This window comes from Viridibacillus sp. NPDC096237 (genome assembly GCF_050278625.1).
Taxonomy (GTDB): Bacteria; Bacillota; Bacilli; order Bacillales_A; family Planococcaceae; genus Viridibacillus.
This window is the reverse complement of the sequence record NZ_JBNNTI010000032.1, coordinates 37,324-49,181: the sequence shown is the minus strand read 5'-3', so window position 1 is coordinate 49,181 and position 11,858 is coordinate 37,324. Positions and strand designations below refer to the sequence as shown.

Genomic DNA, 11,858 nt, shown 5'->3' with positions numbered 1-11,858 from the left:
TTGGGTCAGAGCTTTCATTTTAACCAAAAGGGTGGATTCTGTCTTTTTATTTTGTTAAATGGAAATTACTTGAATGAAATTTACTCATTTAAAGTTAATAAACACTTATTAAAAAAAGCATGTTTTAACCACATATGATTTAACCTTCCTGACTGAGAAACACTTATTTTAATAGTTTTCAAAAGAAAGATCGGTTCTCATTTGCATTGAGGTTTCAACATGGTATACGATTTCTTAAAAGGCATTGGTTTCTGGTATGCCAATGTTCTAAAAAAAGGAGAGATTGTTTATGTTCGTAGTAACAAACCGTATTAAAACGAAAAAAGGCTTTGCCGAAAAAATGGCTCCTAACTTCACTCGTCCAGGTGCACTTCAATCATTTGAAGGTTTTGTCAAAGTTGAGGTAGCTGTATGTAAAGATTTTGAAGAATACGATGAAATGAGCGTTAATATGTACTGGGAAACACTTGATGGCTTTAAAGCATGGCGAGAAAGTGATGCATTCAAAGCATCTCACAAACGTCCAGAAGCAAAACCAGGTGAAGCTCCAAAAGAATCTCCAATGCTTGGTAGCCAAATTGTAATTGCTGAAATCGTTTCACGTATCGAAGCATCACAAGCTTAAACTTTTATTCAATAAGAAAGGCTCTAGCTGAAGATAAAAATCTCCAGTTAGAGCCTTTTAAAAGTTTATAGTATTAGTCTAATGAACCGTAGCCTACGATACGAGGTTCCCAATAACTCCCTTTTGCAACACTTTGGTATTGAACTTTATCACCTGCTGCATGTAATACTTTGTTGTTTCCTGCATATAGGCCAACATGTGTAATCGTGCTACCTCCTGGCGAAGCAGTGAAGAAAATTAAATCGCCCACTTCTGGACTACTTACGTTTTTAGTAACAGCACGTTGAGAACGACTATTATGTGGAAGTGTACCGTATCCGGCTTTTTTGTACGAATAAGCTGTAAAACCTGAGCAATCAAACCCTGATGGCGACATGCCTCCCCATACATAAGGCACCCCTAGATATTGACTACCTGCACTAATAACTTTGTTGCGAAGTGCTGAGTTTGAGCTAGAGACTGTTGTTGTTTTTTTGTATTTTGTTAAGTATGAACTCGATACCCAACCTGTCTTACTACTATGTTTAACTTTATACCACGTTGTTCCGCTGACTTTCTTTTTATATGAAGCTGTTACTACAGCTCCCTTTTTTAGCGTTGTTATTTTCCCACTTTTTATTGATGCACTCTTACGCATATTTAGTACTGATATTGTTTTATATTTACCGCTAATTTTAGTTGCTTTTGCAGTAGAAGTTGTTGATTTTTTATATTTTTTTAAGTATGAACCAGATACCCAACCAGTTTTTCCACTGTATTTTACTTTGTACCATGTTGTTCCACTTACTTTCTTTTTATATGTAGCTGTTACGATGGCACCTTTTTTAATCGTTATAATTTTTTTGTTGCTTGTAGATGCACCTTGACGCATATTCAATGCTGCTGTTGTATTATATTTACCTGAGATTTTAGTTGCTTTTGAACTTGATACCATAGTAATTTTATTAGCAGAATCTTGTAAAACATTTGTTGTATTTGTCTGTGTTGGTTGTTGAGGTTGATTATTTACTAATGCTCCAAGTCCAAGTGTTAACGTCAATGTAGTTGCTGTGATAGCTTTAAATACTGTTTGCTTGTTCATGTGAATAATGTGCCTCCTATTTTCTCTTTTATAATGGATAGTATTTTTTCGATATTTATGGATGTATATAACGTTTTTTTATTAATTCCACTATCAATTCTAGAGAAAGTCAGATGGAGAAACAACAGCATTTCATTTACAATGTCATTACGCTTTATTACAAATAACTCAAAATTCTTATACTATATCCACTCTTTAATACAAAGGAAATATAAGAGGATTAATTTCCCAGTTAATAATATGATTCATTGTTACTTTATTTAAAGGGGAGGTTTCATTTTGATTTTCATTAAAATAACAACTAATTGATGAAAAATTAATTTAAATGAAAAAAACTCCCTTATGCTTTAAAAACTAAGGGAGTTTCTGTTTTTATTTGTATATAGGATAGACCAAGTTTTCCGAAGCTTACCACTCGCTTTCCGCGGGCGAGAGCCGAGCCGCTTCGTCGCTACGCTCCTGTAGGGTCTCGTCTGTCTCGCTTTTCCCGCAGGAGTCGAGTGGACCTTCTTCAAACCAATAAAATACTACCTTCTATTTTTCTATTGACTCATTCATTTTAATAGATGTTAGACTGTAGAAAAACTGCGAAGAAATTCGGGTTTATCCACATTCTTTTTTTATATACAGGATAGATCAGATTTTCCGAAGCTTACCGCTCGCTTTCCGCGGGCGAGAGCCGAGCCGCTTCGTCGCTACGCTCCTGTAGGGTCTCGTCTGTCTCGCTTTTCCCGCAGGAGTCGAGCGGACGCTTCTACAAACCAATAAAATACTACCTTCTATTTTTCTATTGACTCATTCATTATATAATTGAAAGTAAGAATAATCTTGAGGTGATGGAAAATGATGACGTGAAACTAAAATCACGAACGCGACCAATTAGAGATAATTACAAATGAACAACTTGTTCCACACGACCTACCTATTTTCTGTCAAATGCCTTGAATATTTTCCAAACCGTTGCAGGATCACTTCAAATTTTCAGCAATTATATCTCTTAGATAATTTTCTGCGTTTTTTATAGTAATCACATTTCCCCTACTTTTTTAAACCGTTGCATAGAAAACGGCGTGATATCTAAATCTGTAGATCCTTTTGTAATAAGGTTACATAGCACTTCCCCAACAGCGCTAGCAAATTTGAAGCCATGTCCAGAGAAACCAGCCGCGATGGCGATATTTTCATGTTTTGGATGGACATCTATGATAAAATCTTCATCTGGCGTCATTGTGTACATACACGTTTTGCCGAATTTCAAATCATGTTCTCTCGGCATAAATTCATCTAGGAACTCCGTTAAATCTTTTGCATCCCCCGTTACCTCACCGAATGCAAGTTTGTCCTCATCTGGATTAATAGTCTCTCCCCCATCATGCCTTCCAACTTTTAATCCTGCACCATCGATACTCGGAAAGCCATAGTAAATACTATCCGCAAGCTCGAAAGTAAAAGCCGGAAAATCGTTTTGATTGTATAATTTCTCGTCTACGTCGTACCAAGCAAATGTTTTGCGGATTGGGTTTAACGGAAGTTCTAAATCTAGCTGAGTTAATAATTCTCCAGCCCAAGCACCAGCAGAAATTATTACCGAGTTTGCAGTGAACATTACGCCATCTTCTGTATAAATTGTAACTTTGTCAGATTGAGGATCAACCTTAACAACACGGCTATCTGTACGAATAGTTGCCCCTGCATTTATCGCTAATTCTTTATAAGCTTCTACACATGATTCTACTCTCAATACCCCTGAAGTAGGTTCGAAACAACCCAGGAAATTTAATGGTAGTTGCAGACCCTCCCACTTTTCGTTCACCTCAGTTGCCGTCATGACTTCGAGTGGCAGATTAAATTTTTTAGCACTCTCAATCACGTTTTTTATGAAAGGAATATTTTTATCCCCAACATTGATAACGCCGGTTTGAAGGAAAATTTCCTTACCTGTTTGCTGTGCAAGATCTTGCCATAGATCACGTGCACGTAATGCGAGTGGTACATACTCCGCTCCTTCACCATATGCATAACGAATAATACGTGTTTCACCATGGTGACTTCCTTTATCATGCGGTGGATTAAATGCATCTAATAGTAAAGTCTTTTTCCCACTCTTTGAAAGAAAATAGCCCGCAGCCATTCCCATTGAACCTGCTCCAACAACAATCACATCATAATGCATTTTCATTGCCTCCTTGGTACTCATTATTATTATTTTACTATGAATTTTTAGAGTATTGGGATACGATTACGTTTATTGTTAAAATGACCTATTTATTATTGAACCAGACTTAAATTTCCCCATTAGTTTCGCAATTTTTGGCGAAAAATGCGATAATGATGAAAACGAATATTAAGGATGACATGATGACAAAAATGAAAACACTTAGAGTGGATCAAAGCTTTCTTGCAGATTTAAAAAGAGGCTATCCATTAATTTTAAAAGAGGCTGTAGTTAATACAGATATGCTACGTGAAGAAGGCGAACTAATCCGCCTTGTAGACCGCGCTAATCGCTACTTAGCAACCGGATATTATGGTAATCAAAATAAAGGAATTGGTTGGGTCCTTACGACAAAAGAACATGAAGAGATTGATGAGGCGTTCTTCAAAACTAAATTGAAAAATGCATTAGATCACCGTGCTGACTTTTTCGAGGATAACCAAACAACGGCATTCCGTGTATTTAACGGTGAGGGGGACGGCATTGGCGGTCTAACAATCGATTATTTTGATGGCTATTATATGGTTAGTTGGTATAGTGATGGAATATATAGCTTCAAACAATATATTTATGACTCACTTGCCGAATTAGTTGAATTCAAAGCTATTTATGAGAAAAAACGTTTTGATACGAAAGGTCAATATATTGAACAAGATGATTTTGTAATGGGTAAACCTGGGGATTTCCCTATCATTATTAAAGAAAATGGTATGAATTTCGCAGTAAATCTAAATGATGGTGCTATGACTGGGATTTTCCTTGATCAACGCGATGTACGTCGTACAATCCGTGACTATTATGCAGAAGATACAAATATGTTGAACACTTTCTCTTACACTGGTGCATTCTCAGTTGCAGCTGCTCTTGGTGGCGCTAAAGAAACAACAAGTGTTGACCTTGCAAAACGTAGCTTAGCGAAAACAATTGAACAATTGAGCGTCAATGGTATCGATTATGAAGCACAAAATATTAAAGTAATGGATGTATTTGATTATTTCAAATATGCCGTTCGTCACAACATGAAATATGATTTAGTAGTACTTGATCCTCCTAGCTTTGCACGTTCGAAAAAAATGACATTTAGTACAGCTAAAGACTATCCGAAATTGCTAATGGACGCAATTGCTATTACGGAGAAAAATGGTATTATTGTCGCTTCAACAAACAACGCAAGCTTCGGTATGAAAAAGTTCAAGACATTTATCGATAAAGCATTTAAAGATTCAAACACTCGCTACAAAATCGTTGAACAATCTTCATTACCAAAGGATTTCCGCGCAAACCGCGACTTCCCTGAGTTCAACTATTTAAAAGTTGTGTTTATTAAAAAACTAAATAAATAATATTTATAACCGCAGTCATCAGACTGCGGTTATATTTTTCACTAAGAACTTCCCATAGATTTAATTAAAAAATGATTTTAAGCCTTCTATGGACAAACCTTACATTTTTCTATGTCAAAGTAATACGTTTGTGTTTGATTTTTACCTACTTCTTTTTTATTCGTTCGCGCTTTTCGAATCGCTTCCATTTGTTATCACCGGATTTAATTTTGATAGCAGTTGAATCTCTTTGTTTGTGCATACTGTAAATTATCTTTTCCTGAATAGTAACGATATAAGGGCTTAGAGTGAATCTTTCTTGTTTAGAGATCATGGATAGTACCACCTTGAATTAGTACTTTAAAGGGTTAGGTGTGAATCGGAAAGAATGAAAAACTCAGAAAAACGATAAAACTAGTTGATTGGAGTGCAGGCGGCGACTCCTTGGGGAACTAGCGAACATCTTGAGACCCCGCAGGAGCGTTAGCGACGAGGAGGCTCAAGGTTCGTCCCCAGGAAAGCGTCCGCCGGAACGGAAATTAACGGCATCGAAGAAAAAGCCCTGGCAGAAACGATTAATAGGTTCCGCCAGGGCTAAAATTCATTTTATGGACTTTTTCAGTGCTCTAAATAATAGCGACCCTTTCTCTTATTTTTTACTTCACTTTAAACTGTTTGATCAATGTCATCATTTCATCAGCATTGCTAGCTAAATATTTACTAATATTGCTTAACTCATCAATGATTTGGACTTGCTGATCTGATGCACTTGCGACTCTTGTAGCACGTTTTGCATTGTTTACTACGATGTCATTCATTTGCTCAGTAGAAGCAAGAACCTCCTCTGAACTTGCAGACATTTGTTCTACGACAGCGGAATCTTCTTGAATTTCTTCATTCACATGCTGTACGGATTGTAAAATAGCATTTAATTTTTTGCCTATTGAGCTGACTGCTACGCTACCTTCTTTCACTTCATGTGAGCTTTCATTCATTTCTTTTACTACACTTTCTGCAGTGCTACTAAAGTTTTGGAGATGTTCACGAATATCCTCAGCAGAATTGCGAGACATTTCAGCAAGTTTACGCACTTCATCTGCTACAACTGCAAAGCCTTTACCTGACTCGCCTGCTCTTGCCGCTTCAATTGCTGCATTTAAAGCTAGTAAATTTGTTTGATCCGCGATACTTGTAATCACTTCAACCATTTCTTCAATTGAGCGGAATTTTTCGGCCATTTCTGTGACATGGTCTGCTGTTCCTAATACCGACTGCTCTACATTTTGGATTTGTTCGACAACCATTTCTGATTCCTTTACTCCTAATTCAACTAGAGTAGTCATATCAATGGATGCTTGTGAAATATTTGATGTGGAATCAGCCATTCTTTGAATCCCGACAACCATTTCTTCCATTGCATTCATCACTTCACCATTATTAACCTTTTGTTGTTCACTTCCAGATGCAATATGTAGAATGCTATCAGCAATTTCGTTATTTGACGTATGTACCGTTTGTGTGGATGCACCAATTTGATCAATAACACTTTTCAATTCCTCAGATGTATGCAGCACCTTTGTAAAAGTACCCTTTAACTTTGTCAATGATTCTGAAAACGCTACTTCAAAATGAGTAATTTCATTATTTCCTTTAAATTTCACAGATTCTAGTTTCTGCTCAGCGCCAACTATATTACCATCAGCAAATTGTACAGCTGCCTCCTGTAAAACAGTCAATGGTTGAAGCGTAAGATTTGTATAACGGCGAATAAAGAATGTTGAAACTACTCCGATGATTAAAGTAATACCCATTACAATTGGCAAAATCGATTGTAATATTTCCGACTTTACTTCTTTTACATCACCGGCTGCAATATCAACACCAATAAGTCCAATTATTTTACCATCGGCACTCTTCATAGGGACAACTGCAGATAGTAAATCACCATAGCCCTCAAAATTTTCTATTCCCGAATGATAGTAACCATCCTTATTAACAGCCTTCATAATGTCATCATTAATTGTTGACTCTTCTGAACCAATAGGCGAATCATCTTCCTCTCTAGGCGAACCGTCAACTAACATTTTCGCAGTTCCACCTTTTTCTACCACAGTCATTGTATATAAATACTGAACACCATTCTTTACACGAATATCATTTAATTCATCACGTAGTTTCCAATACAATTCTGATTCTTCTGGACGATCTAGTATCTCCTTAAATTTCTCAGCATCTAATTGGGACGCAACATTTTCACCGATGCGCACGGTCTGATTCCCTATCGTCTTTTCAACAGAGCTATTTGTATTTGAATATAGAGTTATTGAAAAAGCTGCAATTATTAATACGACAGCAATAACAACAAACACAAAAACTTTATTGCTTAACTTAGACATTCCTTTCATTCCGAACATCCTCCTCCGTTCTTATAATGGAATATTTTAAAAACTCAAAATATACCCTTTGCATTATTTATAATATACTATAAAAAGTTATTTTTGAACTATATACACGGAATCTCCATAGGGATCTTTAGTCCTATCGGCTAGATGTCGAAGAAATTAAGAGAAATTTTAAATTTATCTAAAAATGAAAAAAGCCGCAACTGCAGCTCTTTAAACACCTCGTTATTTCCTATAAATTAAGAACGTTTGCAACGTTTTCAAAGCTTGCATCTCATGCTCACTCACGTCACCTTTCCAGCTAATCAAATTTAATTCCTTTTTCCAGCCCTTGCTACCTTCAGAAAGAATAATACTTTCTACGATTTCGCATTTTAATTCTGACATGATTTAAATTCCTTTCTATTTCTAATTCATAATTTAATTTTAAATCTAAGCATTACAATCTTCATATTCATGATAAAGAATTCTGAGGAACGAATTAAAAAAAGTACCAGCTATAGTTGAATGAGCTAGTACTTCTTTTTTACAAATAGCTATCTTTACGTTTACCTACTTTTTCATGCAAGTTGTTAATGGCTGTTCTAGTATGATCTAAATACTCTATCGTATCATTATATGTACTCGTTGCCACGCACATAAATAATATATCTAAGACATGCAGCTGAGCTAAACGTGAGGAAGTAGCACCGCTTCTTAAAGTGGCTTCCACTTTAGGTGAAGTGTATAAACAAATATTTGCTAAACTAGAGACGAGTGAATTTCCGTATCTTGTTAGACTAATCGTTGTAGCATTTACATTATTTGCAATCTCTAATACTTTAGCTACCTCATGCGTTTCTCCTGAAAAGGAAATACCTACAACAACATCCCCCTCATCAGCATTAACAACCGCTGTAACTCCCAAATGTAAATCCGTTAAAAACATACAGTATTTATTGATACGTAAAAACTTTTGATACGCATCCATTGCGGCAATTGCTGATGCTCCGACACCAAAAAAGAAAATTCTCTTAGCATTTAACATTGCTTCTACAGCATGCATTAGCTCTTTTTGGTCGATTAAATCTGCAGTCTCATGCAAGATTTGCATACTATGCTTTGTAATTTTATCGATTGTTAACTCTAGCGGTTCATTCGGTTCAATATCACGAATGTCTATTTTTTCACGTTGTAAATCACCTGCAATTCTTAGTTTCAATTCTTGTATACCACTTAAATTTAATGATTTACATAAGCGAATGACTGCAGCACTGCTAGTATGACTCTGTTTGCCAATATCTACAGCTGTCATTTTAATTGCTTTAGCAGGGTACTTTAAAATATATTGTGCAATTTTCCTCTCAGAAGGAGGCAAGCTAGCTTCCATTTCAGCAAGTATTAGCAATCCTGAATTCACCTTCTTTATTATTCCCCCTGCTTCTCTATTCAATATTTAAGAAGATCCATTATTCTATTTTCTTTAACTAGAGATCCTTCTGTTGAATTGCTGCACGAACATGCCCTTTTGAATTTTCTAAATATTGTTTCGCCTCATTCAAAGTTGACTGTGTTAATAGCATAACTATCGCAGGTTTCACTTCGTAACCTGTTTTAACTAAAACCTGCTCCGCTTGTTCGTATGTGACTTCAGTTGCCTCACAAACAATTCTTTTTGCACGTTCTTTTAATTTGTTATTACTGGCATGCAAGTCAACCATTAAATTTTTATATACTTTACCTAATTGAACCATAGTAGCTGTAGAAATCATGTTTAATACCATTTTATGAGCGGATGCAGCCTTCAATCTTGTGGATCCAGTTAAGATTTCTGGACCTGTATCTACCTCGATGGCGATATCAGTATATTCACTAATGATTGAATTTGGATTACTCGTTAAACTCATTGTTTTTGCACCAACAGAACGTGCATATACTAAAGCACCTTTTACAAAGGGGGTACTACCGCTTGCCGCAATACCAATTACCACATCATGTTCTGTTAAACCATGTTCTTTTAGACTTAATTGACCCCATTGTTCATCATCTTCTGCGCCTTCTATGGCTAGGACAACTGCATCAATCCCACCTGCTAATATTGCCTGTACTACTTCTGGTGATGTACTAAATGTAGGAGGACATTCCACCGCGTCTAACAAACCAATTCGGCCGCTTGTTCCAGCTCCAACATAGAATAATCGACCACCTTTTTCTAACGAATGATGGACAACCCTTATCGTCTTTTCTATCTCAGGTAGTACCCTTTCAATAGCTTGTGGAATTTTAAGGTCATCCTGGTTCATTAATTTTATAATTTCAGCTACAGACATTAAATCTAAGTTTGTCGTCTCCCTATGATACGCTTCTGTCTTAAGTTTTGGATTTCGCCCCAAAGAAGTTCACTCCTTCCTAATCTTATTTAAGATCAACTTTCATCCATGTCTGTAACAAATCGACTTTCAATTTCTTAGTAATGGGGATGGACATATCAAGAAGGGCTAAAATAAATGCACCAACTACTGGGGACACAGACGGTTTAATTAATACATTATCACTAGAGGCCAGGCTTAGAGTCTGCTCAAATTGTTGAAAGAAATACTCATTTTCAAATAATCCACCACAAACAACAATTGGTAATGTTTTAGCACTTTCTTCTCTCGAGTATAAAACGCTTAATAGGCGTATCAATTGATTAATAGCATTAAATACAATTCGACAAGCAACATCATTACCACGCTCTGCTAGTTCCAAAATAGGCATTGCAATAGATGCCACAATCAAACGTGGTTGATCTTGTTCATATATTTTCGTAATAATTTCTACAGGATTCTTCAGTTGAAGATAATTGAGAACCTCCACTGCAAATTCGTCTAGCCCTTCCTGTAAGTCATAGAGCTGTGAAATATAACGTAACGCTTGAATCCCCATATAATAACCACTTCCTTCATCACCAAAGAGATAACCCCATCCCCCTGCTCGATGAATTTTACGACCATTATCTTGCATTAAATAAGCAATAGAGCCAGTGCCAGCTACTAATACTAGTCCGTCAACTTGAAATGTGCCACTCACTAATGCAGCTACTGCATCATTCTTAACTTGAATTTTACAAGGGTACGATTGGAAAAAATCTTGTATCCATTTATTCCAGCAGACTATGTCTTCCTCACGATCACCACCTGCTGTACATACAAAAACTGAATTGACCTCTGCTTTATGAATAGCTGCCTTTTTTAACAATTGCTCTAATAAAACACCTATTTGAACTTTTACTTTTTCTTTTGGGATGGATTTTATATTCGAGCCGCCACCCGTTACAACAGCCAGAATCTCGCCATCACTAGTGCCAATCACTGCTTGAGTTTTAGTACCGCCACCATCTATTCCAATAATATAACGATTATTTAATTGCACCTGCCGTCAGTCCTTCCATAAACTGCTTTGAAGCTATGAAAAAAAGTAAAATCATTGGTAATGATGCTAGAGTTAAACCTGCAAAAAGCGATCCCCAATCAGCTGAATGTTCTCCAAATAATGACATCATGCCTACTGGAATAGTCATTTTCGCTTTTTCAGTAATAAAAATTAGAGGGAAGAAAAAATCATTCCATGCAGATATAAAATTAATGATAATTACAGTACCTAAAGCTGGTCGCATAATTGGTAATAACACATACCAGAGTATTCTTATATTTCCTGCTCCATCCATTCGAGCAGCTTCCTCTAATTCTTTTGGCATAGTGCGGAAAAAACCTGTCAAAATAAGCATCGTTAACGGAATACCTGTTGCAACATTCATAAAAATTAATGACCAAAGCGAATTAATCAATTCTAAATCTCTCATCAAAATAAATAATGGTACAATTCCTAGCTTAATCGGAATCATCATCCCTAATAAGAAAATAAAGAAAATGGCACTAGTCCATGAAAATTTAAAACGCGCAACATAATAAGCTGCTAAAGAACATACAATGACAATCAGCGCTACGGATGCAAAACTTACTATGACACTATTCATAAAATAAGTAGTAAAAGGAACTTTTGATAATAACGTTCGATAAGTATCTAAACTAAGACCTGTTGGTAATCCTAAAGGATTTTTAAAAATTTCTGCACTCGTTTTGAATGAAGAAAGAATCATTAACAAAATTGGATACAAGCTAATTGTCGCTGCAATAAAAATGACAATATAATAGAAGGGTTTAGTCCAAATAATGCCTTGCTTCACTTTCTC

At 36.1% G+C, this 11,858-nt stretch carries 10 protein-coding genes; 2 read left to right on the top strand and 8 right to left on the bottom strand.

Annotated features, from left to right (window positions below; all coding sequences use genetic code 11):
• Positions 1 to 289: 289 nt before the first annotated feature.
• Complete coding sequence (locus ACQKMD_RS16140; protein WP_427733801.1) at positions 290 to 625, top strand: heme oxygenase; 336 nt, start codon at positions 290 to 292, stop codon at positions 623 to 625.
• A 73-nt stretch (positions 626 to 698) separates the two neighbouring features.
• On the opposite strand, the gene ACQKMD_RS16135 is transcribed toward ACQKMD_RS16140, so the two are convergent.
• Positions 699 to 1,706, bottom strand: coding sequence for an NlpC/P60 family protein (locus tag ACQKMD_RS16135; RefSeq protein ID WP_427753194.1), 1,008 nt, complete (start codon positions 1,704 to 1,706; stop codon positions 699 to 701).
• A gap of 1,027 nt (positions 1,707 to 2,733) precedes the next feature.
• Positions 2,734 to 3,879: an N-methyl-L-tryptophan oxidase gene (gene solA / locus ACQKMD_RS16130; protein ID WP_427753192.1), complete on the bottom strand. Its 1,146-nt coding sequence runs from the start codon at positions 3,877 to 3,879 to the stop codon at positions 2,734 to 2,736.
• Between the two features lie 185 nt (positions 3,880 to 4,064).
• Here solA and ACQKMD_RS16125 point away from each other — a divergent pair, with 185 nt between their 5' ends.
• Positions 4,065 to 5,264, top strand: coding sequence for a class I SAM-dependent rRNA methyltransferase (locus ACQKMD_RS16125; protein WP_427753191.1), 1,200 nt, complete (start codon positions 4,065 to 4,067; stop codon positions 5,262 to 5,264).
• Between the two features lie 635 nt (positions 5,265 to 5,899).
• Here the strand turns inward: ACQKMD_RS16125 and ACQKMD_RS16120 are convergent.
• The 6 genes from ACQKMD_RS16120 to ACQKMD_RS16095 all read right to left on the bottom strand — a co-directional run bounded on the left by ACQKMD_RS16120 (position 5,900) and on the right by ACQKMD_RS16095 (position 11,852).
• Positions 5,900 to 7,648, bottom strand: a complete 1,749-nt coding sequence (locus ACQKMD_RS16120) for a methyl-accepting chemotaxis protein (protein WP_427753189.1) — start codon at positions 7,646 to 7,648, stop codon at positions 5,900 to 5,902.
• Between the two features lie 222 nt (positions 7,649 to 7,870).
• On the bottom strand, positions 7,871 to 8,032 hold the full coding sequence (locus ACQKMD_RS16115) for a hypothetical protein (protein WP_427753188.1): 162 nt from the start codon (positions 8,030 to 8,032) through the stop codon (positions 7,871 to 7,873).
• A gap of 139 nt (positions 8,033 to 8,171) precedes the next feature.
• On the bottom strand, positions 8,172 to 9,053 hold the full coding sequence (locus ACQKMD_RS16110) for a MurR/RpiR family transcriptional regulator (protein ID WP_427753198.1): 882 nt from the start codon (positions 9,051 to 9,053) through the stop codon (positions 8,172 to 8,174).
• Between the two features lie 58 nt (positions 9,054 to 9,111).
• Positions 9,112 to 10,017 (bottom strand): N-acetylmuramic acid 6-phosphate etherase, encoded by a 906-nt coding sequence (gene murQ, locus ACQKMD_RS16105; protein WP_427753187.1) that lies wholly within the window; start codon positions 10,015 to 10,017, stop codon positions 9,112 to 9,114.
• 22 nt (positions 10,018 to 10,039) lie between these two features.
• On the bottom strand, positions 10,040 to 11,038 hold the full coding sequence (locus ACQKMD_RS16100) for an N-acetylglucosamine kinase (protein ID WP_427753185.1): 999 nt from the start codon (positions 11,036 to 11,038) through the stop codon (positions 10,040 to 10,042).
• Positions 11,025 to 11,852 carry a carbohydrate ABC transporter permease gene (locus ACQKMD_RS16095; RefSeq protein ID WP_427753183.1) on the bottom strand — a complete coding sequence of 276 codons (828 nt, stop codon included), beginning with the start codon at positions 11,850 to 11,852 and terminating at the stop codon, positions 11,025 to 11,027. Before ACQKMD_RS16095 ends, ACQKMD_RS16100 begins: the two co-directional genes overlap by 14 nt.
• Positions 11,853 to 11,858: the final 6 nt, after the last annotated feature.